At 62.2% G+C, this 25,164-nt stretch carries 22 protein-coding genes; 9 read left to right on the top strand and 13 right to left on the bottom strand.

Translation table 11 applies throughout. The annotated features are described in order from the left end of the window. Positions 1–3 precede the first annotated feature (3 nt). The 4 genes from ACWGKN_RS13115 (at position 4) to ACWGKN_RS13130 (ending at position 2,395) form a co-directional block, all read left to right on the top strand. Positions 4–489, top strand: coding sequence for a hypothetical protein (locus ACWGKN_RS13115; RefSeq protein WP_052160008.1), 486 nt, complete (start codon positions 4–6; stop codon positions 487–489). Between the two features lie 24 nt (positions 490–513). Beyond that, positions 514–894: a DUF5320 domain-containing protein gene (locus ACWGKN_RS13120; protein WP_035230084.1), complete on the top strand. Its 381-nt coding sequence runs from the start codon at positions 514–516 to the stop codon at positions 892–894. Positions 895–1,024: 130 nt separating this feature from the next. Next, positions 1,025–1,867 (top strand): MBL fold metallo-hydrolase, encoded by an 843-nt coding sequence (locus ACWGKN_RS13125; protein WP_424256342.1) that lies wholly within the window; start codon positions 1,025–1,027, stop codon positions 1,865–1,867. Between the two features lie 105 nt (positions 1,868–1,972). Next, on the top strand, positions 1,973–2,395 hold the full coding sequence (locus ACWGKN_RS13130; RefSeq protein ID WP_035230086.1) for an iron-sulfur cluster assembly scaffold protein: 423 nt from the start codon (positions 1,973–1,975) through the stop codon (positions 2,393–2,395). Here the strand turns inward: ACWGKN_RS13130 and ACWGKN_RS13135 are convergent. The 5 genes from ACWGKN_RS13135 to ACWGKN_RS13155 form a co-directional block, all read right to left on the bottom strand. Beyond that, on the bottom strand, positions 2,380–3,624 hold the full coding sequence (locus tag ACWGKN_RS13135) for a molybdopterin molybdotransferase MoeA (protein WP_452095428.1): 1,245 nt from the start codon (positions 3,622–3,624) through the stop codon (positions 2,380–2,382). The two genes, ACWGKN_RS13130 and ACWGKN_RS13135, sit on opposite strands and share 16 nt — an antisense overlap. 153 nt (positions 3,625–3,777) lie before the next feature. After that, complete coding sequence (locus ACWGKN_RS13140; protein ID WP_419249772.1) at positions 3,778–4,368, bottom strand: zinc ribbon-containing (seleno)protein DG; 591 nt, start codon at positions 4,366–4,368, stop codon at positions 3,778–3,780. A 37-nt stretch (positions 4,369–4,405) separates the two neighbouring features. Next, entirely contained in the window at positions 4,406–5,812 is a 1,407-nt protein-coding gene (hslU, locus tag ACWGKN_RS13145) for an ATP-dependent protease ATPase subunit HslU (protein WP_035230094.1), read from the bottom strand. Next, positions 5,809–6,339, bottom strand: coding sequence for an ATP-dependent protease subunit HslV (gene hslV, locus ACWGKN_RS13150; RefSeq protein WP_035230095.1), 531 nt, complete (start codon positions 6,337–6,339; stop codon positions 5,809–5,811). Before hslV ends, hslU begins: the two co-directional genes overlap by 4 nt. A gap of 52 nt (positions 6,340–6,391) precedes the next feature. Further along, entirely contained in the window at positions 6,392–7,300 is a 909-nt protein-coding gene (locus ACWGKN_RS13155; protein ID WP_452095429.1) for a tyrosine recombinase XerC, read from the bottom strand. Between the two features lie 207 nt (positions 7,301–7,507). Between ACWGKN_RS13155 and xseB the strand changes: the two genes are divergently transcribed. From xseB to ACWGKN_RS13180, 5 genes are all read left to right on the top strand, one after another. Beyond that, a complete protein-coding gene (gene xseB / locus ACWGKN_RS13160) occupies positions 7,508–7,756 on the top strand; it encodes an exodeoxyribonuclease VII small subunit (RefSeq protein WP_035230107.1) in 249 nt (82 codons plus the stop codon). Beyond that, positions 7,731–8,627, top strand: coding sequence for a polyprenyl synthetase family protein (locus ACWGKN_RS13165; RefSeq protein WP_035230108.1), 897 nt, complete (start codon positions 7,731–7,733; stop codon positions 8,625–8,627). Before xseB ends, ACWGKN_RS13165 begins: the two co-directional genes overlap by 26 nt. A gap of 134 nt (positions 8,628–8,761) precedes the next feature. Then, on the top strand, positions 8,762–10,672 hold the full coding sequence (gene dxs / locus ACWGKN_RS13170) for a 1-deoxy-D-xylulose-5-phosphate synthase (RefSeq protein WP_452095430.1): 1,911 nt from the start codon (positions 8,762–8,764) through the stop codon (positions 10,670–10,672). Between the two features lie 81 nt (positions 10,673–10,753). Next, positions 10,754–11,347: a metallophosphoesterase family protein gene (locus tag ACWGKN_RS13175; protein WP_035230450.1), complete on the top strand. Its 594-nt coding sequence runs from the start codon at positions 10,754–10,756 to the stop codon at positions 11,345–11,347. After that, on the top strand, positions 11,322–12,443 hold the full coding sequence (locus ACWGKN_RS13180; protein ID WP_452095431.1) for an Lrp/AsnC ligand binding domain-containing protein: 1,122 nt from the start codon (positions 11,322–11,324) through the stop codon (positions 12,441–12,443). The genes ACWGKN_RS13175 and ACWGKN_RS13180 overlap by 26 nt, the downstream gene beginning before the upstream one ends. A gap of 31 nt (positions 12,444–12,474) precedes the next feature. Here the strand turns inward: ACWGKN_RS13180 and ACWGKN_RS13185 are convergent, their stop codons facing one another. The 8 genes from ACWGKN_RS13185 to ACWGKN_RS13220 form a co-directional block, all read right to left on the bottom strand. After that, positions 12,475–13,485, bottom strand: coding sequence for an NAD-dependent epimerase (locus ACWGKN_RS13185; protein WP_035230536.1), 1,011 nt, complete (start codon positions 13,483–13,485; stop codon positions 12,475–12,477). Between the two features lie 113 nt (positions 13,486–13,598). Then, positions 13,599–14,870, bottom strand: coding sequence for a class II fructose-bisphosphate aldolase (locus ACWGKN_RS13190; protein ID WP_452095432.1), 1,272 nt, complete (start codon positions 14,868–14,870; stop codon positions 13,599–13,601). A 410-nt stretch (positions 14,871–15,280) separates the two neighbouring features. Next, a complete protein-coding gene (locus tag ACWGKN_RS13195) occupies positions 15,281–17,608 on the bottom strand; it encodes a methyl-accepting chemotaxis protein (protein WP_424256350.1) in 2,328 nt (775 codons plus the stop codon). Between the two features lie 512 nt (positions 17,609–18,120). Next, positions 18,121–18,486 carry a response regulator transcription factor gene (locus ACWGKN_RS13200; RefSeq protein WP_035230454.1) on the bottom strand — a complete coding sequence of 122 codons (366 nt, stop codon included), beginning with the start codon at positions 18,484–18,486 and terminating at the stop codon, positions 18,121–18,123. Positions 18,487–18,497: 11 nt separating this feature from the next. After that, positions 18,498–18,653 carry a hypothetical protein gene (locus tag ACWGKN_RS13205; protein ID WP_424256351.1) on the bottom strand — a complete coding sequence of 52 codons (156 nt, stop codon included), beginning with the start codon at positions 18,651–18,653 and terminating at the stop codon, positions 18,498–18,500. Between the two features lie 31 nt (positions 18,654–18,684). Beyond that, positions 18,685–19,941: a M16 family metallopeptidase gene (locus ACWGKN_RS13210; RefSeq protein WP_452095433.1), complete on the bottom strand. Its 1,257-nt coding sequence runs from the start codon at positions 19,939–19,941 to the stop codon at positions 18,685–18,687. Next, positions 19,938–20,441, bottom strand: a complete 504-nt coding sequence (locus ACWGKN_RS13215; RefSeq protein ID WP_424256352.1) for a chemotaxis protein CheW — start codon at positions 20,439–20,441, stop codon at positions 19,938–19,940. Before ACWGKN_RS13215 ends, ACWGKN_RS13210 begins: the two co-directional genes overlap by 4 nt. 92 nt (positions 20,442–20,533) lie before the next feature. Continuing rightward, a complete protein-coding gene (locus tag ACWGKN_RS13220; protein WP_452095434.1) occupies positions 20,534–25,150 on the bottom strand; it encodes an Hpt domain-containing protein in 4,617 nt (1,538 codons plus the stop codon). Between the last annotated feature and the right edge of the window lie 14 nt (positions 25,151–25,164).

Consider the following 25,164-nt stretch of genomic DNA (forward strand, 5'->3'; position numbering starts at 1 on the left):
CTGATGAAAACGGCATTTCCATACTGGAGACAGCGCATCGCCCCGGTATTCGATACCACCCGGCAAATCCTGATTGTCGAGAAGGGAGAGGGGATGACTCTCAGCCGGACCCAAGAGCTTCTGCCCGATACCCATCCAGCCGGAAAGGTTCTGCGCCTGGTTGAATTGGAGATTGAAAGTCTGGTCTGCGGCGCCCTTTCCCGGCAGGTCCGTCAAATGGCCACATCCTGTGGAATCAGGGTAGTTCCCTTTATTGCCGGGGATCTTGACGAGATCGTGCGCTCGTGGGTGGCCGGGAAACTTGCCGGTGACGCCCATGCGATGCCGGGCTGCCGGAGACGCCGGAGAAGAGGATCGACGGATGCCTTTACCCAACTGGCAGCTCCGGATGGCCTCAACCCGCAAAACGAACCGGAAGATCGATACCGGAACGAACAGCACGGCAGACGATCAGCCTGCCAGGCCGCGATCAGGCGGCGGAAAATATAAATCTTACCCCAAGGAGGTAGAATCATGCCACGAGGAGACGGAACAGGACCAATGGGAGCCGGGGCTATGACAGGGCGGGCCGGCGGTTATTGTGCAGGCACTGGAGTTCCAGATTTTGCCAATACATTCGCCGGACGCGGCTTCGGCGCCGGATTCGGGCGCAACTGGCCGGCATGGGGCCAGGGCCTGGGATTCGGCGCCGGCCGATGGGGACGGCGGAGTATGCCGCAGGTCACCGCTGCACCCGGTCGCTTGCGCTTCGGCGGATATGGGGTTCCACCGACCCAACCGGGACCGGAACAGGAGAAAAATAGCCTGAAAAACCAGGCAGAGGCACTCAAGGCCGATCTGGAGATCATCACCAGACGCCTGCAGGCCCTTGAAACGGAAGAGGCCGGTGAATAGGTCATGATCCCGGAACCGGGTGCCGACCCGAGACACCGATGCTCGGATCGGCACGTCGGGTGTCGACGTCCACATATCGATGACTTTCGGTCGGCAGTCGGATACAGTCGTCCTCGGAATCGCGGAGAACATGATCGGCTTCATCTCCCCGCCGCGCGGCTACATCACGTGCAGATCGCCGACGGGAAAGGCACAAGGGCCGCCGGGGCAGGGGCCATCCCGGCCCGGTTCGATCCCGATCGCCCCGGAAATCGCCTCGGTCTGTCAGAGCGACAGGATGTTTGTCGATTTTCCGGGGACCTGCGGCACCGCCCGGCGCTCGTATCATGAGAGAGACACTGCAAAGATGACAACCGCTTCGACACGGATCACCATCCTGATCGACAATCAAGCCGTGGCCGGCTGTGAGGCCGAACACGGGTTCTCGCTCTGGCTTGAAACCGACGGCCGTCGCATCCTGTTCGACACGGGGCAGGGAGAGTCATTTATTCGCAACGCCGAAACCCTCGGGATCGATCCGGGCCTGACGGACACCATCGTCCCGAGCCACGGCCATTACGATCACAGCGGCGGGCTGCCGCAGCTCCTCAGACGGGCGAGAAAGGCCGATCTCTACTGCCACCCGGCCGCCGTTTCAGCGCGCTACAGTATCCGCAACGGCAGGCCGAGGAATCTCCGCATGCCGTCGACATCGCTGATAGCCCTCGACCGGCTGCCCCTGGAACAACTGCACTGGCTGCAACGGCCGCAACCCCTGACCGGGTGCATCGGGCTGAGCGGCCCGATCCCGCGGGTCTCCGGGTTCGAAGATACGGGCGGGCCCTTTTATCTCGATCGCCAAGGACTCCGGGCGGACCCGATCGATGACGACCTCGCCCTCTGGGTGCGCACTGGAGGCGGATTGATCGTGATTGTCGGCTGCGCCCACGCCGGCCTGGTGAAACACCCTGCACCACGTCCAGCGGTGCAATGACGGCATGCCGATCAGGGCCGTCATCGGCGGCTTCCATCTGCTCAATGCCTCATCCCGCCGCCTGCCACAGCAAAGGCCCGACCGGGGGAACAGGAGAGAATACCCATGGAAAAAGAATTACCGGCCGGACAGTTGCATTCGGAACACTTCATCGACATGGCCTCCAGGACCAGCCGTCTCGGAGCATTGGAACACCCGGACGGCTACGGCAAAAGGGTCGGCGACTGCGGTGACACCATCGAGGTGTATCTGTCCGTTCTCGGCGGTCAAATTCAGATGGTTTCATTCCGGATCCAGGGCTGCCTGAACACCAACGCCTGCGCCAATACGCTGGCCTTTCTGGTTGAGGGGAGAAGCGTTGCCGACAGCTGGCAGGTCACCCCGGACGACCTGGTCGACTATCTGGAAACCCTGCCGGCGGATCATATCCACTGTGCCGAGCTGGTGGTCGGGGCCTTTTATCTCGCGCTCAACGATTACAGCGCCAGACCGTATGATTCCTGGCAGAAATCCTATCTCAAGGGGTGAAGGGGAGCAATGGCAACCGACGGGTGGCGCTGACTGAAGAACCATGCCTGAGCCAGGGAGTCCTTCCTGATCACCGCGGATCCTTCGGGTATCTCGATCAGGACATCGGCTGCGGCCATCGCCTCAAACCTTCCCATGCGGCGTAACGGTGCGGCGACGACGGCCCCGTTGGCATAGTGCACCCGGCCGTAGACCAGCTGGGTCCAATCCTCCTGGCCGACCAGCTCTTCGGTGACAAGGACGTGCCGTTTTTCCGGCAGGTAATCGGTATACCCCATCAGGCGGCGGACGCCGGGCAGGGCCAGCAGGAGCAGGGCCACGTGGTTGGAGGGCGGTCCGCCCGGCAGGTTGAAGACGATGGTGTCGCCGATCCTTCCCATGCAGGCGCCCTTGCCCGGGCCGATCCGGACCCGGTGAAAGATCTTCTCCATCCCGATCCGCTCCATCGCCCGCATGGTCAGATCCTTATCGCCATCGAGCACCCCGCCGCAGGTGATCAACAGATCGACCTGGCAGACGATGCGGCGGAAATGGTCCTCCAGGTGCTCGAGGCGGTCACGCACAATGACGGTGGCGGCGGTTATTCCCAGGGTCTGCAGTTCGGCGGCCGCAATCACCATGTTGCTGGCTGCCACCTTGCCGGCGGTGACAGGTTCGCCGGGCCACACCAGTTCACTGCCGGTCGCCGCCACGGCCACCCGCGGCAACGGGTAGCAGACGACCCGATCCAGTCCGGCGGCCGCCAGCAGGCCGAGATGGGCCGGGGCGATCACGGTCCCCCGGGTCAGCACCACCTGCCCCTGCATGACATCGCTTCCCTGGCGCAGGACATTCTTCCCGCACCGGGCATCGGCGGTGATGGTCACCAGGTGACCGTCGACCTGCGCGAATTCCGACGCCAGCACCGCTGTCGCCCCCGGCGGCAGGGGCGCGCCGGTCATGATCCGCACCGCCGTACCCGCCGCGACCGCAAAGCCCTGGTGATCGTCGCCGGCCGTCAACACGCCGGTCACCGGCAGGGTCACCGGACTGCCCGGCGACGCCCCGGCGATATCGGTCGAAACGACCGCGAACCCGTCCTTCAACGACGAATCGATCGTCGGACAACTGACCGCGGCGCAGGCATCCTCGGCGCAGACCATCCCCAGGGCCCGGGCAAGCGGTACCGCAACCGGTGGCAGCGAGTGGAGCCTGGCGATATGGTGGTGGGCCTGATGCAGGGAAATCATGTCATGGTCCGAAGGGTGAAAGACGGAAGGCCGCCAGTACGGTCCTGAAGATGCAGCCACCGACAGGATAGCCTGTCAGGCGACCGTTGTCGAGAGCATCGGTATAATGATCGCCAACCGGCGCGATGCGGCGGAAGCGACAGCGGCCGGGCGTCAGCCGATGCAGAGCCCGCAGTCGGGGCAGGTGGTGGTGGTCGGGGCGACCTGGGCCCCGCAGGCCGGGCAGACAGTTTTCGTCGCCCGGGGATCGAAGGCGGCCTGGAGATGGCTGAGATCGTGATCGGCGAGCGCGGTGCTCTTCCGGAACTCCCGGGCCATGATCGTTGTCGCGTCCTGGATATCGGCCTCCCTGACCTGGAGGTGCACTTCCGGGCCGCCGCGTCAGCCGGTGCGGCAGGCAGACGCCTCCCCGCCGATGATCGCGGGGATGCCCTCGGCCGCGAGCAGTTTCCGGTAGTACTTGAGATCCTTGAGCTGGCCGCTGCGCAGGGTGACCAGGGGATCGGCGGCGGTGATCTCCTCCGAGCCGCGCTCCGCTCGGCGGTTGCCGCCGCGAAGCCGGGCCAGCCGCAGGGCGCCGCTGATCAGGTCGATATCGCAGGTCGCGCAGCGGACGAACCCGGCCCGGTATTCACCCCCGCACTGGGGACAGTACATCAGCCCGGGATCGATGATGCCGGCCCCGGCCGTCCCGCCGCCTGCCGCCGGCCCGGTCTTTCTCCTGAACAATGACAAGATTCCCATCGTGGCGCCTCGATGTCTTATTTGACGGACGCCCGGATCACAGGATGAACCGGCTCAGGTCCTGGTCCTCGATGATCTCCTGCAGCTGTTCGCGGACATAGGCCCCGGTCACCACGAACCGGGTCTCGCCCCGCTCCGAGGCATCGAACGACAGGGCGTCGAGGACCCGCTCCATGACCGTGTGCAGCCGCCGGGCCCCGATCTCTTCGGTCCGTTCGTTGACCTCGACGGCGATCCGGGCCATCTCGGCGACCGCCTCGTCCTCGAACACCAGCTCGATCCCCTCGGTCGCCATCAGGGCGACATACTGCTTGGTCAGGGCGTTTTCCGGCTCGGTCAGGATGCGGACGAACTCATCCCGGCCGAGCGAGTGGAGCTCGACCCGGATCGGGAACCGCCCCTGCAGCTCGGGGATCAGATCGGAGGGCTTGCTGACGTGGAAGGCGCCGCTGGCGATGAACAGGATGTGGTCGGTCTTGACCATGCCGTGCTTGGTGGTCACCGTCGACCCCTCGACGATCGGCAGCAGGTCGCGCTGCACCCCCTCGCGGGAGACCTCGGGCCCGTGGGCGCCGCCGCCGCGCGAGCAGATCTTGTCGATCTCGTCGAGAAAGATGATCCCCGACTCCTCGGTGCGGCGCAGGGCCTCCTTCATCACCTTGTCCATGTCGACCAGTTTTTCCGCCTCCTCCCGGGTCAGGGCGGCGAGGGCGTCGGGCACCTTCATCGTCTTTTTCTTCTTCTGCCGGGGAAACATCTTGCCGAGGGCGTCCTGGATGCTCGACTGGATGTCCTCCAGCCCCGAGGTCGTCATGATCTCGACCATCGGCGACGACTTCGGCTCGCGCAGGTCGACCTCCAGCTCGCGGTCATCGAGCCGGCCGTCGCGGAGCATCCGGCGGAATTTCTCGCGGGTGGCGCTCTCCTTCGGCACCGTCCCCGCCCCCACCGGCAGCTCGGGTTTCATCAGGGTGAACGAGTTGTCCCCGGTCGGGCCGGTGGTCGACAGCGACGAGGGCCCGGGCGGCAGCAGCAGGTCGAGGATCCGGTCCTCGGCGTTGGCCTCGGCCAGCCCCTCGATCCGTTTCTTTTCCTCCTCCTTCACCATGCTGATCGCCAGTTCCACCAGGTCGCGGACCATCGACTCGACATCGCGGCCGACGTAGCCGACCTCGGTGAACTTCGAGGCCTCGACCTTGATGAAGGGCGACTGGGCCAGCGTCGCCAGACGCCGGGCGATCTCGGTCTTGCCGACCCCGGTGGGGCCGATCATGATGATGTTCTTCGGCGCGATCTCCTCCCTGAGCGGTTCCGGCACCTGGCGGCGGCGCCAGCGGTTGCGCAGGGCGATGGCCACCGAGCGCTTGGCGGCGGCCTGGCCGACGATGTACTTGTCGAGTTCGGTGACGGTTTCCCGCGGGGTCAAGGCTTCTTTTTCGATCATATCGTTTCAACTACTATGGAATGGTTGGTAAAGACGCAGATGGAGGCGGCGATATCCATCGCCACCCGGCAGATCGCCTCGGCATCGAGGTCGCTGTGGTCGACGAGGGCGAGGGCGGCGGCCTGGGCGTACGGGCCGCCGGAACCGATCGCCAGCACCCCCCGGTCGGGTTCGATGACGTCGCCGGTGCCGGTAAGGAGCAGCGAATGGTCGCGGTCGACGGCGATCAGCATCGCCTCGAGCCGGCGCAGCATCTTGTCCGTCCGCCAGTCCTTGGCCAGCTCGACCGAGGCCCGCATCAGGTTGCCGTTGTACTGCTCCAGCTTCTGTTCCAGTTTGTCGAAGAGGGTAAAGGCGTCGGCGGTGGCCCCGGCGAAACCGGTGATGACCTTGTCGTGGTAGAGCCGCCGCACCTTGCGGGCCTGGTGCTTCATCACGGTGTTGCCCAGCGACACCTGGCCGTCGCCGGCGATGGCCACCTGGCCCTTGTGGCGTACCGCCAGAATGGTTGTCGATCGTATCTTCATCGTTCTCTCATGCAGTGGATAGTTGACTGCCCGTTCGGGAGAACAGGGCGCTTCATTCATCGCTCGACCGGGCCAGGGGATGGGCCTTGTCATAGACCTCGCTGAGGTGGTCCAGGGTCAGGTGGGTGTACCGCTGGGTGGTCGACAGACTGGCGTGGCCCAGCAGTTCCTGGACCGAACGCAGGTCCGCCCCCATTTCGAGGAGGTGGGTGGCGAAGGAGTGGCGCAGGGCGTGCGGGGTGACGATCTGGCTGATGCCGGCCCGTTCCCCGTAGGAGCGCACCATCCTCTCGATGCTGCGCGAGGTCAGGCGGCTGCCCCGGCCGTTGAGAAACAGCGGCGCCGCATCGACCGCCCGGTTGCGGCCGGCCCGCTCCGCCAGAAGCACATCCCGCTGCGGCAGCCAGTTCCCGACCGCCTCGATCGCCGGCCGGCCGACCGGCACCAGCCGCTCCTTGCTCCCCTTGCCGCGTACCCTAAGCACTTCCTCGGCAAAATCAAGATCGGCGACATCCCGCGACACCAGTTCCGACACCCGCATCCCGGTCGAATAGAGCAGCTCGAGGATCGCCCGGTCCCGGGTCGGAAAGGTGTCCCGCGAACCCGGCATGTCGAGGAGGAGGAAGGTCTCGTCGACGGTCAGAAAGACCGGTATAGAGCGAGGAACCTTGGGGCCGACGATCCCGGTCAGCGGATCGCCGGCCAGGATCTTCTCCCGCAGCAGAAAGCGGACGAAGGTCCGCAGGGCCGACAGCTTGCGGCAGACCGTGGCGGCGCCGTTGGTCCGGTGCAGGCTGACCACATAGGTTCGGATCGCCGCCGGGGTCAGCGACGACACGGACCTGTCGCCGAGGGTGGCGGCGAACTCGACCAGATCGTGGCGGTAGCCGCTGACGGTATGCGGCGAGTAGCCCTTCTCAGTCTCGAGCCAGCGGATGAAGAGGGGTATGCACTGTTGCATCGGTATCCTGCGTTGCGGTTGGTCGGTCCGGCGGGCCGCAGGCGATGATCGCGGCGGTGACTCTTACCCGTTTCCCGGCGCCAGTTCAATGAGGCCTTGCAGGTTCGCCAGGTTGTCGAATATACTGGGCCGATCCGGACGCCAGTAGTTCTAGCCGGAAAGAAGATGTGATTCAACGATCTTTTTCACAGCCCGGACCCCAGCGATATGGCCCAGAAAACATTTGAAGCTGCCATGGCCCGCCTCGAACAGCTCACCGAAGAACTCGAGAGCGGGGATATCAGTCTCGACAAGAGCCTGAAAAAATTTGACGAAGGCGTCAAGCTGGCCGAATTCTGCAACGCCCAGCTGACCGAGGCCCGGGCCCGGGTGGAGATGCTGCTCGAAAAGGACGGCCGCCTGCAGTCGGTTCCCTTCGAAGGATTGGAGCGTGGAGATACGGACCTATCTGAGTGAGCGGCGACTCGTCGTCGAAGAGGCCCTGCACCGTTACACCCTCGAGGCCGAAGGCCCCTTCGCCCGCCATATCGAGGCGATGCGCTACAGCCTCTTCGTCGGCGGCAAACGGCTGCGGCCGATCCTCTGCCTCGCTGCGGCCGAGGCGATAAACGACGGCCCCGCCACCGCCGCCGCTCTGCTGCCCGTCGCCTGCGCCCTCGAGTGCATCCACACCTATTCGCTGATCCATGACGACCTGCCGGCCATGGACGACGACGACCTGCGCCGGGGCAAGCCGACCAACCACATGCTCTACGGCGAGGCGGCGGCGATCCTCGCCGGCGACAGCCTCCTGACCTGGGCCTTCGATCTGCTGACCGACCCGATCGGTTCGGCGATCCCGGCCGAGTGGCGGCTGGCCATCGCCCACCGCATCGCCCGGGCCGCCGGCCCCTTAGGCATGGTCGGCGGCCAATCGTTGGACATCGCCTCCGAGAACAGCGAGATCTCCTTTGCCACCCTGCAGACCATCCACCGCAGCAAGACCGGGGCCCTGATCACCTGCGCCGTCGAGACCGGAGCGATCGGCGCCGGGGCTTCTGGCGACCAGCTCGCGGCCCTGGTCCGCTTCGGCAATCAGATCGGACTGGCCTTCCAGATCGTCGACGACCTGCTCAACGTCACCTCCACCACCGACCAGCTCGGCAAGGCGGCCGGTAGCGACGCCGCCCACGGCAAGGCCACCTACCCCGCCTATTTCGGGATCGACGGGACCCGGAGCAGGGCCGCCGTCGCCGTCGAGGCGGCACAGGACGCCCTGGCCGGTTTCAACGGCAAGGCCGAGCCGCTGCGGGCCCTCGCCGATTATATCTCTTCCCGGACCAGCTAGGGACTGCCGCCTGGCCTGACCATTTTGCTTGCTGCCGGTGATGGAAGAAAAGTCAGGCATTGCGCCGGCAATGTGATTATACTGCCTCGATGCCGAGAGATCATGCCATCCCCGTTGAGACCTACCCCACTGCCATGCTGAATACATTGACAGGCATCAGCCACCGCCCGCTGCTCAAGGATATCGACTCGCCGGCCGATATCCGCGGCCTCGCCATACCCGATCTCGTTGATCTGGCTCAGGAAATACGCGACCTGATCATAAGGACGGTGTCCCGGACCGGCGGCCACCTCGCCCCGAGCCTCGGCGTCGTCGAGCTGACCATCGCCCTGCATTACGTCTTCGATACCCCAGAGGACAAGCTGATCTGGGATGTCGGCCACCAGTCCTACGCCCACAAGATCCTCACCGGTCGCCGCGACCAGTTCGCCACCCTGCGCCAGTACAAGGGGATCAGCGGCTTTCCGAAGATCAAGGAGAGCCGCTACGACGTCTTCGAGACCGGCCACAGCTCGACCTCGATCTCGGCCGCCCTCGGCATGGCCCTGGCCCGCGACATCAAGAAAGAGTCGCACCGGGCCATCGCGGTGATCGGCGACGGCTCGATGACCGCCGGCCTCGCCTTCGAGGCCCTCAACAACGCCGGCCACCTCGACCGCAACCTGATCGTCATCCTCAACGACAACGAGATGTCGATCTCGCCGAACGTCGGCGCCCTCTCCAGCTTCCTCAGCCGCAAGCTGACCGGCAAGACGATGCGGCGGGTCAAGGCCCACATCGAGGAACGGCTGGGGCAACTGTCCAATGTCGGCGAGAACATCCTCAACATCCTGCGCAAGAGCGAGGAGAGCTTCAAGAGCTTCTTCACCCCCGGCATGCTGTTCGAGGCCCTCAAATTCGACTATATCGGCCCGATCCAGGGCCATGAACTGGAAGACCTGATCGAGACCTTCGAGGGGGTGCGCGACAACATCCACGGGCCGGTGCTGATCCACGTGCTGACCAAGAAGGGCAAGGGCTACCTGCCGGCGGAAACGAATCCCGGCCTGTATCACGGGGTCGGCCCCTTCGACATCGCCAGCGGCAAACCCCATTCGTCGAACGGCTCGATCAGCTACACCGAGGTCTTCGGCAGCACGATGGTCCAGATGGCGATGAGCGACCACCGGATCGCCGTCATCTCGGCCGCGATGATTGCCGGCACCGGTCTGAACAGTTTCGCCCAGCAATTTCCGGAGCGGTTTTTCGATGTCGGCATCGCCGAGCAGCACGCCGTCACCTTCGCCGCCGGCCTCGCCTCGCAGGGCCTGCGGCCGGTGGTGGCGATCTATTCGAGCTTCTTCCAGCGGGCGCTCGACCAGATCATCCACGATGTCTGCATCCCCAAGCTGCCGGTGACGCTGGCCATCGACCGGGCCGGGGTGGTCGGCGACGACGGTCCGACCCATCATGGGGTCTTCGACATCTCCTTCCTCCGCTTCATCCCCAACCTGGTGGTGATGGCGCCGAAGGACGAGGAGGAACTGCAGCACATGCTCTACACCGCCGTCACCCTCGGCGGCCCGGCCGCCGTCCGTTATCCCCGTGGCCCCGGCGAGCGGGTCGAACTGGCGACGACCTTGAAAAAACTCGAGATCGGCAAGGGCGAAGTGCTGGCCGAGGGCGACGACATCCTGCTGCTGCCGGTCGGCAACCGGGTCTATCCCGCCCTGGCCGCCGCCGATGGTCTGCGCAAGGTCGGGATCAGCGCCGCCGTCATCAATCCCCGCTTCATCAAACCCCTCGATGCCGAGCTGATCTGCACCTGGGCGAAGCGCTGCGGCCGGGTGATCACCATCGAGGACAATGCCCGCCAGGGCGGGTTCGGCAGCGCGATCCTCGAACTCCTCGGCAGCCGTCGGATCGCCTCGGTCAAGTCCTGCCTGCTCGCCCATCCCGACGAATTCGTCGAACACGGTCCGCAGGCGGTGCTGTGGAAGAACAGTCGTCTCGACACCCCGTCGATCATCAGCGCCGCCATCGACCTGATGCAGCAGAAAGACTGAGGGGCATCTCGCCGGGGGAGCGCGCAGTACCGGGATCCCAGCCCCCCTCAGCGCCCCTTGCACTCCCTGCCGGAAGCCGTGATGAAGATCCTCGCCGTCGCCGACCGTGTCACCGACGTCCTGCTCGATCCGGACCTGGGCACCACCACCCTCGCCGATATCGACCTGATCGTCTCCTGCGGCGACCTGCCGCCGGAGTTCCTCACCCGGCTCAAGGCCCGTTACGATGTCCCCCTGCTCTACGTCCTCGGCAACCATGACCTGCGCTACGGCACCTCGCCGCCGCAGGGCTGCCGCTGCATCGACCGGCGGATCGTCACCCATCGCGGCCTGCGCATCCTCGGCTTGTCCGGCAGCCGGTGGTACAATGGCAATGTCAACCAGTTTGCGGAAACTGAGATGGCCGCCTTCATCCGCCGCCTGCGGCTGTCGCTGTGGTGGTCACGCGGAATCGACCTGGTGGTCACCCACGCCCCGCCCCGCCATGTCCACGATGCCGAAGACCGCTGCCATCGAGGGTTCGCCAGTTTCAACGCCCTGATCGAACATTACCGCCCGGCCTGCCTCGTCCACGGCCATATCCACTCCCTGTTCGCCGACGAGGCGGCACGAGTGACCACCGTCAACACCACCAGGGTCATCAACAGCTATGGCTACTGCACCTTCGAAATATAATCCGTTGCGGCACCTGAAAAAGGTGTTCGGGATCGGCGGCTGCCCGCCCGGGGACACCTGTGTCCCCAGTTTCGACGAACGCCGGGAAGATGAGGAGGCCTACACCTCGATCAAGCGCGGCACCCGGATGGTGCCGATCGACAGGATTGTCGGCAGCGTCGGCCGCTACCATGACTTCGACAGCCATTTCATGCCCCGCACCCCGGACGGCAACGAACGGGAGGAGGCCATCCTCAAACTGCTGCAGCAGGGGCGGCAACTGCCGCCGATCTCGCTCTATCAGATCAAGGATGAATACTTCATCCTCGACGGCCACCACCGCTTCACCGCGGCGCGCAAACTCGGCCACAGAGAGATCAACGCCTGTATCCTCGAACTGCTGCCGTCCAAGGACACCCTGGAAAACCGGCTCTACCTCGAGAAGATCGATTTCCGTGACCGGGCCGGCCTCAACCAGACCATCGACCTGACTGAACCCGGCCAGTTTCGCCTGCTCGAGCAGCAGATCAGGGAGCACCGGGAATTTCTGGGCCGGGAAAGACAACAGGACGTCACCTACGAACAGGCCGCCGCCGACTGGTACCGCTCGATCTACCACCCGCTGGCGACCCTGATCAGAAACAGCGGCCTGGTCAAATCCTTCGCGGGCCGAACGGTTGATGACCTCTATCTCTACATCTCGGTCCAGCAGTGGATCAAGGGACGGTCACGCAAGTACGGGATCGAGGTCGACAAGCTGATTCCCAAGAACATGGAGGAGTTCCGCAGCAAAATGGCAGAGCACAAAGAGCAGGGCTACCCGGAGATGCGCCGGCCGATCACCGTTTTCATCCTTATCAACGTCGAGGGAATCCACGAGCAGAAGATTATCGACAAACTCCTCGAACTGCCCGAGGTCCGGGAACTGCACTGCGTCCACGGCTCGATCGACATCATTGTCAAGATCACCCTGATGCGTGACCTGCTGGCCTCCGACGCCGAGCTCATCTCGGAGTTCGTCGATTCAACGATCCGCAGCTGGAAGGGGGTGGTCTCGACCCAGACCCTGATGCCCGGTTTCTCCCGCGTCAAGGACGGCGACCGCTGTTATATCTGAAAAATCGCCTGGGAAACCTGACGGCCTGCGGCTAGACCCCGAAATATCGCCGGTACCACTCGACAAAACGGCCGATCCCGTACTCGAGGGTCGTCCCCGGCCGGTAATCGAAATCCCGGACCAGATCGTCGACGTCGGCGAAGGTGGCCGGCACATCACCGGGCTGCATCGGCAGGAAGTTCTTTTCGGCCTTCCGGCCCAGGCAGTTCTCCAGCACCTCGATATAGCGCAGCAGCTTCTCCTTGCTGTTGTTGCCGATATTGTAAACCCGCCAGGGGCAGTAGGAGGTCGCGGGATCGGGGCTGTTGCCGCTCCAGGCGGGATTGGCGGTCGGGACCCGGTGGATGACCCGGCAGACCCCCTCGACGATATCATCGATATAGGTGAAATCACGCTCCATCTCGCCGTTGTTGTAGACGTCGATCGGTTGGCCGGCGAGGATCGCCCTGGTGAACAGGAACAGGGCCATGTCGGGGCGGCCCCACGGTCCGTAGACCGTGAAGAAGCGCAGCCCGGTGGTCGGCAGGCCGAACAGATGGCTGTAGGTGTGGGCCATCAGTTCGTTGGCCTTCTTCGAGGCGGCGTAGAGCGAGACCGGGTGGTCGACGTTGTCGTGCACCGAGAACGGCATCCGGGTGTTGGCGCCGTAGACCGAACTCGACGAGGCATAGACCAGGTGGCCGACCCCGGAATGGCGGCAGCCTTCCAGCAGGTTGACGAACCCGACGAGGTTGGTGTCGACGTAGGAATGGGGATTGATCAACGAATACCTGACCCCGGCCTGGGCCGCCAGGTTCACCACCACATCGAAACGGTGCTCCTCGAACAGTCCGGCCACGGCCCCGCGGTCGGCGATATCCATCTCGATGTGGGTGAACCGCTCGCCCTCGGCCAGGGCTGCCATGCGCGCCCTCTTCAGCGCCGGATCGTAATAATCGTTGAGATTGTCGAGGCCGACCACCTCGGCGCCGCCGGCGATCAGCCGCTGTGAAAGGTGAGCGCCGATGAAGCCGGCCGCCCCGGTGACAAGTATCTTCTGCATCATTTTTTTCCTGATAAATATAAAAACCGGGATCCCAGTGCATGGGATCCCGGCAGTTCCGGTGCCACAGGCCGGGTCCGTTCCATTCCCGGCCCTGTCGTTTCAAGGATCGGTCAATCGTCGAAATGACCGGCCGGTCCCTTGTCGCCGGCCAGGGCCCTGGCCTTGTCGATGATCTTTTCCCGGGTCCATTCGGCCGGGCTCTCGATCCGCTCGGCCTTCGGCCCCAGATCGTAGGAACCGGCGGCGAGGATGATCTCCCGGGCGATCGAGGCGGTCCCCAGGGCATTGAAGACGTTGACGAGCATATTGTAGACGAACTCCTCCACCCGACGGCTCATCCGTTCGCGGATTCCACGTTCCTGGGCCAGCAGCTGGCGCTCGAAGGGAAGGTTGAGGTTCTTGTAGTTGCCGCCCTTCCACCCTTTCTCCTCGGCATAGGCCACCATCTTCTGCCAGTTTTCCTCCGACATCCCTTCGCCGGCGACCTTGCGGAAGTTGCCGTGGTCATCACGGATGGCGTTGCCGTAATCGTTGACCTCGAGCCCCCAGGACACCATCTGCAGGGCGGTGGCGACATTGGCCTTGGTCGTATGGGTCTGGGCGGCGATGGCCCGCAGCTTGTCCGAGTTATTACCGGAAGTGCCGTGCTGGGCCCCCGATACCTTGTAGGGCTCGAGATGGCGATGGATCTCGGCGGTCAGTTCGACCTGGATGCCCTGGCCGCTGGCCTCGAGCCCGTGGGTCGTACCGTTGTTGAGGGCAATCCAGTCGGCGGAGATGCCGTAGGCATTGAGCCCCTTGATCAGGAACGAGGCATCCTCGACGCTCGACAGCCCTTCCGCCCCCTTGATCTCCCCGACCTCGGTCTCAAGACCGGCCCAGGTGGGGATATAGCTGTTCAGCTCGATATTGGCCAGCAGATTCAGGTCGTCCGGCATATGCGAAGCATCGATGGCGATCGAGGTGATGCCGGCATCGAACATCGACGGGATCTCCGTCTTGGCGAAGGGCAGGTCGGCCTCGCTCTTGATGCCGTAATGATCGGCGTGAATCGCGACCGGGACGGTGATCCCGAGTTCATTGCAGACGGCATCGACCTGGCGGGCGATATTGTAGAAATTGACCGGACAGTAGGCGCATTCGGAGCGGGCGATCTCGATGATGATCGCCGCGTCGGCCCGCTGGGCCGCCATCAGGGCACCGCGGATGACGAAAAAATTGCGGCCGTTGGCCGCCATGGTCATCGCCTGTCCCTTCGCCTGCAGGGCCCGGTCGATAACCTTGCCGCTGACCAGCAGGGCCCTTGAATGTGGGAACAGGCGACCGATGTTCGGTGGCCGGCCGATCTTCAATACTCTCTCGAAATCCGTGTTGACACTCATCTATACCTCCCTTTTTTTCGGGTTTTCAGTATGTGTACCGCTACCCTTGCCATGTACGGATAGAATTCTGCTCCTGGATATACCCCGCACACATCTCTTTATAATACAAATAAGATGAAGAAATCCAGAAGTACAAATCCCGGGCGGCATGCTTTTCAGTACAGGCCTGCACCCCGGCATCGTTCAACTGTCGGTCTGAGCTTCTCTCATTCGGCCCTGAGACGGAGCAGCGGGACGGTCATCCAGCGGGATACATACCGCTCGGTCGGTCCCAGGCCACAAACGAAAATCCGGCATGCGAGGAACTGGTCCCCACATGCCGGATTCCCGAACACACTCTGATTGTCCACCTGGCAATCGATCCTGACGGATGGGATCGCCGGGGTGAACGAGGAGCGTCTCTACCGGAACTATACTGCCGCCGCTTCCTCTCCCAGCTTGAAGGTCGAGATCGATTCTTCCAGCCGCCTCGATGTCGAGATGATCTTCTCCATCGAAGATACCGTATCCCGGGTTGCGCCGGTCGTTTGCTCGGTGAGTACGCCGACCTCTTCCATCAGATCGGCGATTTGCTCAGAATCCTGGGATTTTTTCTTGGCGGTCGATGAAATGTCGTTGATGTTCGCCGCCAGTTGATTGGAAACCGCCTCGATCTCCTCGAGCTTGCTGTAGGCCTGGTCGGAGAGTTCGGTACCCGAGACGACATACTGGATACTCTTCTCCATACTGGCCGTGGCCTCGACAATCTCCTTCTGGATACCGGTGACGAGAGACTCGATCTGTTTGGTCGAACCGGCGGAACGTTCGGCCAGTCGCTGTATCTCCTCGGCAACGACGGCGAAACCCCGCCCGGCATCGCCGGCGGTGGCCGCCTGAATCGAGGCGTTGAGGGCCAGGACCGATGTCCGGTCGGCGATATCGTTAATAATCTGGGTAATGTTACCGATTTCCTGAGAACTCTCACCGAGTCTCTTGATAGTCCGCGCCGTACCGCGCATGTTTTCCTTGATGGCGCTCATGGCCTCATTGGTCTTCTTGACCGCGAGCGAACCTTCCTGGGCGCTGATCATCGCCTTGTTGGAGACCTCGGCCGAAACGCCGGCATGGTGAGAGATATTTCGAATAGCGGCGGCGAGATCCTTGATGGTGACAATGGCCGCCTTGATCTTCTCCGCCTGTTTTTCACTGTAGGCGGCGAGGTCCTTGGTCGACTGCTCGACCTCCTGTGACGACTGACCAACCTCGAGGGCCGATTGCTTGACGCCCTGGACGACCTCGCTGAGCTGAATGGCCATGGCGTTGAAGGAGTCGGCGATGGCGCCCGTTATCTCCTCGGTGACTTCGGCCCTGGCGGTGAGATCGCCATCGGCGAGATCACTGATTTCGTTGAGGAGACGCATGATCGAGGCCTGGATGGCGTCGCGCTCGTCCCGACTCTGCATCAGGACCAGGGTGTTGTCGAGCATGGCGTTCATCGTCTCCGCCATTTCGCCGATTTCATCCTGGGAAACGACTTCGGCACGAGCCGAAAAATCACCGATACCGATATCACTGAACATTTCCATGATCTTGTTGATCTGCAGCGTCAACCTGCTGGAGAAGAGGAACGCGGCCACGACGCAGATGACGATACTCAGCAGGATGAGGCCGGACAACCAGATCAGACTGACCTTGGCCTTTTCTTCGATAAGGCGAACCGAACCAAGAATCTCATCCTCGAAGGTGCTGGCAACAATAATCCAGTCCCATTTCTGGAAGTAGGTAAACTTATGGATCTTCGTCCTGGCCGGGTCCGAACCCTCGCCGGGCCACGTCGTCCGCACTTCCGCGACCTCGCCATCCTTCAGGGTTTTCGCCTTTTCGATCATGTTCTGGACATATGCCGTCCCCTTGGAGTCCTTGGCGTCCATGACGATCTTGCCGTCCTGACCTTTGGAGATGACGTAGGTGCCTTTGGAATCAAGGACATCGACGCCGCCGGTCTTGCCGACCACCAGATCCAGGATGGCCTTGCGCAGATACACCGTGCTCTCCTGCGGGATACCGACATAGATCATGCCGATGATCTGGTTGGCGGCATCGAGTATCGGCTTATAGGCCGTGATGTACCAGGCGTTGACAACGAAGGCCCGACCGACGAACGTCTCCCCTTTCATGACCGCCTTGACAACCGGGTTGGCCGATCCATCCGGGTTGACGCTCGGGATATAGGTTGCAATCGCGCGTTCGCCGTCAAGATTCATTACGTTGGTGGCCACACGCAGCATGTCACCGGCATCATTCATTTTCTGGAAAATGGTACACGTCGTGTCGACCAGGTTTTTGACATCGTCAACAACAGGCACCACCAGATCCTTGCTGTTGATCTTTCCCAACCAGTCGGTGCCGACCTGCATCATCGGCAGGGAAACAGCCATCTTCTCGTTTGAATACTGGTTGGTGGCGATCCAGTTGACCGGTTCCTCCCCCAGACTGAGTCCCCCTCTTTTCCTGGCCTGGTCTTCGACAACGTTCAGGGACGAGGCAAGGTTCTTCTCGATCAACTCCTGCTGGGTGGTCGCCAGGGTATACACGTTCTGGAGCAGATGGGTAAAGTCGGCATCAGCCAGGTTCATACTCTCGGTCCGGGCCGTCGCCGTATTCTGAGTGTTCTGAACGACAACCAGACCAAGGGCGAACAACAGCGGCAATGCCGTCAGGATAATACCAAAGAGCAGCAGGCGTGTTCTGATTCTCATCTTTTTAAACATCGACATGACCTCCAATCCTTGCTCGTGGTGAAAATATTATTGAGATTTCACTCTCTGTTCATCAGAGTCAATACGCCTGCACGCTGTTCTCTGAAATTTTGTCCATATCCGGCAACGAGGACAAGCCGCCCGATCGCTCCGGATATCCTGCAACAACCCATGGTTGGTCCCTGACTCTCTGGAGAATACTCTACTCGGCCATGAAGTGTAGCCCCTCAATTTCCCGGCACGGCAACAACCCTGTTGCTGGCAGACAGTCCCCGGACCCCGGCAACGAGGTTTTTCCAGGTCCGAGCGCAACCAACGTGCCAGCCGGAAAGTTTCCGGCATCGGCAATCACTGTCGGGGATTAATTTCCAGACACGTTTGCGATGCCGGGACGGTCCCATCGGACGATCCAAGCCGTTGTGTACAAATAACCGTAACAATGGAGCGCCGTCACCGGCATAACGGGCCGTAACGAAATGGGTGAATATGTCATGGTTATTTCGTAACGGCCCTTAAATATTTGCCTTGATCAGATCGAGCAATTCACCGTCCTGGAAAGGTTTGGTGAGGTAGCCGTCAGCCCCCTGTTTGATCCCCCAGAAGCGGTCGCTGTCCTGAGATTTGCTGGTGACCATGATGACTTTCGTCTGCTTGACCTCCGGCGTACTCTTGATCTGGCGACAAACCTGGAATCCGTTTTTCTTCGGCAGGATGACATCGAGCAGTATGAGATCCGGCCGGTGATCCAACGTCATCTGCATGGCTTCCTCGCCATCACAGGCAGTGATGACCTTGTAACCGGCCTTCTCGCACACCGAGACGGTTATCAGTCTTTCCGTAGGGCTGTCTTCAACTACCAGTATTCGTTTTCCACTCATTATCATCTGCCTTATTTCTTTATGAATTTGTCTATCCCTTCTTCTTTCCAGGCCTTCAGCGTCTTGACGTCATTATCCTTGATCTTGACCCCGATGGCATTGACCGGCACAGCGTGTTTTTTCTGAATCTCGATCCAGTTCTTCTTAATCGACTGATCAATTCCCATGTTCTACCTCCTTGTTGTTATTATTCACGCATCAAGCAACGATTTCTCCGTCGGCACAGGATGGCCCCACGATCGCCAGCGCCAGATGATCCCGCACCGAAGGAAAAGACTTTCTACAGATACCGACAAGCGATTCCTGGTCGATCCCCCGGAGATTGTCGACGATCTCCCCGGCCGGAATCACCCTGTCGAAATAGTACAGCTGGGTCAGCAATCTGCTCATCCGCATATACGGATCCTCCGAGTCGATGTGGTGCTGACCGACGGTTCGCAGCTGGGCCTGCCAGATCTCCTCGGAATGCGGCGGCCTGGCGAGCGAAAACATATCCATCGTCTCCTCGACGACCAGTCCAATCGTTTTTTCCAGGTGATCCGGGAGGGTGCTCCCGGACACCACGACCATGCCCGCGTCCAGGTAGGCGTGATATTCGGAATGAATATCGTAGACCAGTCCCTGTTCCTCACGGAGGTTGCGATACAGCCGCGATGACAGGCCTCCGCCCAGGATGGCCGACAGCAGATGGATCCCGTATCTGTCGGCATCGGTGTACGAGGGCGCGGGGACCCCCAGGGCGAAATATGCCTGCATGCTCATGCACTCCTCGACATAGGTGCCCGGGAGAAAGGGATCGGGGTGAACGATCGTCCGATCTGCATGGCCGAACAGTCGCCACAGGCAATCATGGACCTTGGCGACCACATCCTCGTGCTGGAGGTTGCCGGCCATGGCGAGGCTGATCCGGTTCGGCAGATAGTTGCCGTGGAGGAAGTAAATTACGTCCTCCCGGGTCAGCCCCTGGATTCCCTCCGCCTTGCCCTCGATATCCCGTCCCAGGGCATGTTCCGGCCAGACCGAGGATTTGAGCAGGGACATCACCCTCTCGTGCGGCAGATCGCGACCGGAGGCAAGTTCGGTCAGAATCACCTGTTTTTCGTACTCCAGCCTCTCCTCCGGAAATATCGAGTTGAGCAGCATATCCGAAAAAAGATCGAGGATATAGGTCAGATGATCATCCATCACGACCGCACTGTAGCAGGTATAATCGCGACCGGTGAATGCCGAGATCTTCCCTCCCACCGTATCGATGAGACGCGATATCTCCAGCTCACTCCGGCAACTGGTGCCATGAAACAGTGCGTGCTCGGTGAGATGGGCCAGTCCGGCCTTATCGTCCTGCTCGTCTCTCGGGCCGGCACTGACCAGGATGCCGACGGCGATCGAGCGGGAACCGGGCATCCTCTCGGTTGTGACCCGTATCCCATTCTCCAGCACGGTGGACTCGATCATCGCCTTGTCCCGTCCTGTCCTTCCTCCCGGCAACGGGAGGCAATCCGCCAGATATCCGGAACGACGGCGACGCCACCGCCCTCCAGGGCATATATGCCATGGATATCGGTGACATTTGCCCTCAGCGGCAAGGTTGAAATCGGTTTACCGTCAATGTCCAGCGCCCCCATCCGCATCTCCGTATAGATCGGCACAACGATCATCGCCAGCCGCACCTCGTCTGCTGTCCGCGCCGCCCCCTTGATGAAGAGATACCGCGTCGGCTGCTCCGCCGCTATCCCCGCCGTGCCGTAATAACCTTCAAGATTGACGAGCGGCAGGGGTTCGTCCTGCCAGTTGACCACCCCCTGGGTCAATGACGACTGTGCCGGAACCGATTCCGTCACGATATCGCGCAGCACCATCTCCAGTTGGTTCTTGCTGAACAGCCAGAACAGATGCTCATCGCCTGCACCGCTGCCAGCTGCTTTGACCAGGATTATCTCTCGTTTCTGTGCCATAACCGTCAGCCGCACCTCTCCCGCACCCGCGGAATCCTTATTCCTTCCTTCTGTCCCGTTTCCATTCGATTACCGACCTTCAGGCGCGACCGCTACTGCGGCCGCTCATATTGCCGTATGCCCGCCAGGGTCTGGAGGAAGAATTCTTCCTGGAAGGGCTTGGTCATGTAAAAATCCACTCCCAGTTCATCGGCCTTGGACCGATGTTTGGTAGAATCGCGCGATGTCAGCATGATGACCGGAATCGTCCGGAGGTTTTCCGTTTGCCGCAGAATCGCCATGAACTCATATCCGTTCATCCTCGGCATCTCGATGTCGAGAATAATCGCATCAGGCTGATATGTCTCAAGCTTCTCCAATGCATCGACGCCATCCACCGCCAGTTCCGCCTTCCATGACTGCTGCCGGATCAGTCTCGCGATACTCTGCCGGACACTGATCGAGTCGTCGACGATCAGGACCTGCAGCGGTTTCTCTCTCTTCGCCGGACGCGGCGCGACCATCGGCGCCTCGAGCATCGGCGCCTTGACCGTCGGCAGGGTCTCCTCGATGATCTCGCTGAGATTCAACACCGGGACAAGACTGCCGTCGCCCAGGATCGTCACGCCGCTGATTCCCTTGACATGCTCGAGATGACTGCCGAGATCCTTCATCACGATCTCGCGCTGGGCGATGACCGAATCGATCATGACGGCCACAAACCCCTTGCCGCCTCGGACGATAACCAGCTGGCAATGGTCGCGGGATGTCGATGGCCACTGGTTCCCTTCCCCAGTCCGCAGGAGGGTGGCGAGTTCCTTGACGGGTACGGATTCATTCCGCCACTCGAGCAGCCTGGTTTTTTCAATCTCAGCCCGAGGCACCCTCTGGACTTCGACGATATCCTGCAGAGGGACGGCGTATTGCCGCTCACCGGCGACGAGCAGAATCGCCCGGTTGACCGACAGGGTAATGGGGATCCGAATCTCGAATGCCGTCCCCTGCCCGGCCTTGGACTCGATCTGAACCGTTCCCCGCAATTCCTGGATATTTTTCTGAACGACATCCAGGCCGACACCGCGGCCGGAGACCTGGCTGATCGTGTCCCGGGTACTGAATCCGGTCTGAAACAGGAACGGCAGCAGGGTCTCGTCACTCCGCATCTCCTGTTGTCCCAGCCAACCGGCGGCGATCAATTTCTTGCGCAGACGGGTGAAATCGACGCCGCCGCCATCATCGGCAATCCGCAGCGAGACGAAACTGCCGAGCTGGTGCGCCTCGATCCTGATCGAGGCGACTTCCGGTTTCCCAGCCTGCCGGCGGACGGCGGACGACTCAATGCCATGATCGACGCAGTTGCGGAGGATATGCATGATCGGATCCGTCATCTTCGACCAGATGTAGCGGTCCATGAAGACGTCGTCGCCGGTGATGGTCAGTCGGACCTCCTTGCCCAGTTCGGCGGCGGTGTTCCTCACAGTCCGGAAGAATCCCCTCGACACCGCCGACATCGGCGTCATCCGGGTGCGCATGAGCTTGTCCTGCATTGCCCCCATGACCAGCTGCTGCTTGACGACCTGGCCGTTGAGCTCGCCTGAGGTCTCGGCGATGCCGGCGTGTATCGAGTTGACATCGACGGCCAGTTCGTTGAGCGACCGGATGATCAGATGCAGCCTGGAATAACGGTCGAGCTCGATCGGATCGAAATCGCTGCCGCCCCCGACGTATCCGCCCGTACCATCGTCGACGAAGGTTTCGGGGCCGAAACCGTAGAGTGACTGGACCTCGTACCCCGATTCGAGCTCCTGGGCAATCCGGCGCAGTTTTTCCTGGGCCGACTGGAGCTCATCGACCGACAGCTGCAGTTCATTCAGCAACCCTTCCATGGAACTTCGGGCAACAACCAGCTCTCCCTCGATCCGGATGATCTCATCGAGGTTCTCGACCTTGACCCGGATGTTGCCGCTATCGACTGTGGCGGAAATCCGTTCCACACGAGACGGATCAAGCACCGCATGTTCCCCGGATTCCCCGAATCCCGGCACGATATCCGATTCGTCGGCAAACACCATGTCTTCCAGGTCAAATCCGCCGTCCGCCCCCGCAGCGACAGCGCCTGCCCCCTGCGCATCGATCCGGGCCGCGATCCGGCGCTGCAGATCGGCCATCGCGTCGCTGCCGTCACCTTCCGGGTCTCGGGACAGCTCCTCCAGCAGGTCGAGCCCGCCAGCCATCATCCGGATATCATCGGGACCGACGGTGTCGGCCCGGTCATGCAGCCAGTCCAGCAGATCCTCCAGACCATGGGCGCAGGCGGCTATCTGACCAAAACCCACCATCGCCGCCGCCCCCTTCAGGGTATGCACCGCCCGCCGCATCCCGCCGAGCTGCTCCCGGAGCGCCGCCGACAGCTCCACCGGCTCGACCACCAACTCCTCCAGCGCATTCAGCGACCGGTTGACCGCCACCAGATGCTCCTCGCTCTCCTCCCGGAAGATCTCGTACAGCGTATCCGCCTCGTCCTCCGTCACCTCTGAGGCGAACAGTTCGTCATCGCCAAAGGCCCCGGCGGTGAAATCGTCCGCCTGCGGCTCCGCCCCACAGCCTTCATCCGCTTCCGGTTCCGCCGTCGCCGGACCCTCTCCGGTGCCGCCCGCAGTGCCGCCGGATCCCTCCAGCAGCCCGCGGCAGCGGTCGATCCGGGCCGCGATCCGCTGCGCCGAAGACTCGTCGATCAGACCGGGGCGGGATCGAACTCCTTCCAACGCCGCAATATACTGCAGCAGCAGACCCGGCAGATCCCCGTTGACCGTCGGCCCACCGCCATCGCCTTCCCCGCAGTTCGCCGCCAGGTCCCGCAGCAGCATCGACTCGGTCTGCATGCAGAGCATCGACAGCAACCGGCCGACAACCAGCGCCGGCTGCGCCGCAAACGCCTCCGTCGTTCCGGCCCGGCCCACCATGGTGCCCAGATCCTCAAAAAAGACCGTCTCTTCCGTCACCCCCCCTTCCCGGACGATCGAGGCGATCTGCTGCACCGCCGCCTCCATCTCCTCCAGGCAACGGCGGTATCCCGCTGCTTCGGCCGGCTGCGTCCTCATCCCCTCAACGAGCAATCCGATCCTGGCCACCATCGGCACCAGCGCCTTCCTCGTCCCTGATTCCCCGTGCCCGCCTGCCCCCTGCGCATCGATCCGGGCCGCGATCCGGCGCTGCAGATCGGCCATCGCGTCGCTGCCGTCACCTTCCGGGTCTCGGGACAGCTCCTCCAGCAGGTCGAGCCCGCCAGCCATCATCCGGATATCATCGGGACCGACGGTGTCGGCCCGGTCATGCAGCCAGTCCAGCAGATCCTCCAGACCATGGGCGCAGGCGGCTATCTGACCAAAACCCACCATCGCCGCCGCCCCCTTCAGGGTATGCACCGCCCGCCGCATCCCGCCGAGCTGCTCCCGGAGCGCCGCCGACAGCTCCACCGGCTCGACCACCAACTCCTCCAGCGCATTCAGCGACCGGTTGACCGCCACCAGATGCTCCTCGCTCTCCTCCCGGAAGATCTCGTACAGCGTATCCGCCTCGTCCTCCGTCACCTCTGAGGCGAACAGTTCGTCATCGCCAAAGGCCCCGGCGGTGAAATCGTCCGCCTGCGGCTCCGCCCCACAGCCTTCATCCGCTTCCGGTTCCGCCGTCGCCGGACCCTCTCCGGTGCCGCCCGCAGTGCCGCCGGATCCCTCCAGCAGCCCGCGGCAGCGGTCGATCCGGGCCGCGATCCGCTGCGCCGAAGACTCGTCGATCAGACCGGGGCGGGATCGAACTCCTTCCAACGCCGCAATATACTGCAGCAGCAGACCCGGCAGATCCCCGTTGACCGTCGGCCCACCGCCATCGCCTTCCCCGCAGTTCGCCGCCAGGTCCCGCAGCAGCATCGACTCGGTCTGCATGCAGAGCATCGACAGCAACCGGCCGACAACCAGCGCCGGCTGCGCCGCAAACGCCTCCGTCGTTCCGGCCCGGCCCACCATGGTGCCCAGATCCTCAAAAAAGACCGTCTCTTCCGTCACCCCCCCTTCCCGGACGATCGAGGCGATCTGCTGCACCGCCGCCTCCATCTCCTCCAGGCAACGGCGGTATCCCGCTGCTTCGGCCGGCTGCGTCCTCATCCCCTCAACGAGCAATCCGATCCTGGCCACCATCGGCACCAGCGCCTTCCTCGTCCCTGATTCCCCGCTCGGCTTCCGACCTCTGTGCATGGTGGCGATATTCCCTCCTGGACTGCCAGGATCCATCATCAGCAGATTGTGCATCTGCTCACTCAAAGAGACGGTCGCGGCATCGTTTCTCAGTTCTTCCAGATCTATAAACTGGTGATACCGTTCAAGCAGCAATGCCCGCTCATCAGTCTCATCCGGATGTGCGGCAGAACTATATTCTTTAATTTTATTTGTTGTATCCACAAGATATGAAATACTTGCCGCCGACAGATGATTTCCATTCCTCATCGCTCGGTTGAGCAGGTACTCGGCAAGCTCGGCGACAGCACTGAAATGCCGGAGATAAACCTGGGATGCAGCACCCTTGATGTTGTGAAACAGGCGGTGCATCTCCTCGATGCTCTCCATCGCATCCGCCCTTGTTTGCAGCACTGCGAGATCACTCTGTATCCTCGGTATATAGGTCTGCACCTCGTGGAAATAATACCCTCGCAGTTCCTTCCTTGACACCCCTACCATCGATGGTCTCCACC

This window comes from Desulfoprunum sp. (assembly GCF_053613775.1).

Coding starts and splice junctions, on each gene's coding strand:
- ACWGKN_RS13115 (WP_052160008.1), top strand. CDS start 4: ATGAAAACGGCATTTCCATACTGGAGACAGCGCATCGCCCCGGTATTC.
- ACWGKN_RS13120 (WP_035230084.1), top strand. CDS start 514: ATGCCACGAGGAGACGGAACAGGACCAATGGGAGCCGGGGCTATGACA.
- ACWGKN_RS13125 (WP_424256342.1), top strand. CDS start 1,025: ATGATCGGCTTCATCTCCCCGCCGCGCGGCTACATCACGTGCAGATCG.
- ACWGKN_RS13130 (WP_035230086.1), top strand. CDS start 1,973: ATGGAAAAAGAATTACCGGCCGGACAGTTGCATTCGGAACACTTCATC.
- ACWGKN_RS13135 (WP_452095428.1), bottom strand. CDS start 3,624: ATGATTTCCCTGCATCAGGCCCACCACCATATCGCCAGGCTCCACTCG.
- hslU (WP_035230094.1), bottom strand. CDS start 5,812: ATGATCGAAAAAGAAGCCTTGACCCCGCGGGAAACCGTCACCGAACTC.
- hslV (WP_035230095.1), bottom strand. CDS start 6,339: ATGAAGATACGATCGACAACCATTCTGGCGGTACGCCACAAGGGCCAG.
- ACWGKN_RS13155 (WP_452095429.1), bottom strand. CDS start 7,300: ATGCAACAGTGCATACCCCTCTTCATCCGCTGGCTCGAGACTGAGAAG.
- xseB (WP_035230107.1), top strand. CDS start 7,508: ATGGCCCAGAAAACATTTGAAGCTGCCATGGCCCGCCTCGAACAGCTC.
- dxs (WP_452095430.1), top strand. CDS start 8,762: ATGCTGAATACATTGACAGGCATCAGCCACCGCCCGCTGCTCAAGGAT.
- ACWGKN_RS13175 (WP_035230450.1), top strand. CDS start 10,754: ATGAAGATCCTCGCCGTCGCCGACCGTGTCACCGACGTCCTGCTCGAT.
- ACWGKN_RS13180 (WP_452095431.1), top strand. CDS start 11,322: ATGGCTACTGCACCTTCGAAATATAATCCGTTGCGGCACCTGAAAAAG.
- ACWGKN_RS13185 (WP_035230536.1), bottom strand. CDS start 13,485: ATGCAGAAGATACTTGTCACCGGGGCGGCCGGCTTCATCGGCGCTCAC.
- ACWGKN_RS13190 (WP_452095432.1), bottom strand. CDS start 14,870: ATGAGTGTCAACACGGATTTCGAGAGAGTATTGAAGATCGGCCGGCCA.
- ACWGKN_RS13195 (WP_424256350.1), bottom strand. CDS start 17,608: ATGAGAATCAGAACACGCCTGCTGCTCTTTGGTATTATCCTGACGGCA.
- ACWGKN_RS13200 (WP_035230454.1), bottom strand. CDS start 18,486: ATGAGTGGAAAACGAATACTGGTAGTTGAAGACAGCCCTACGGAAAGA.
- ACWGKN_RS13205 (WP_424256351.1), bottom strand. CDS start 18,653: ATGGGAATTGATCAGTCGATTAAGAAGAACTGGATCGAGATTCAGAAA.
- ACWGKN_RS13210 (WP_452095433.1), bottom strand. CDS start 19,941: ATGATCGAGTCCACCGTGCTGGAGAATGGGATACGGGTCACAACCGAG.
- ACWGKN_RS13215 (WP_424256352.1), bottom strand. CDS start 20,441: ATGGCACAGAAACGAGAGATAATCCTGGTCAAAGCAGCTGGCAGCGGT.
- ACWGKN_RS13220 (WP_452095434.1), bottom strand. CDS start 25,150: ATGGTAGGGGTGTCAAGGAAGGAACTGCGAGGGTATTATTTCCACGAG.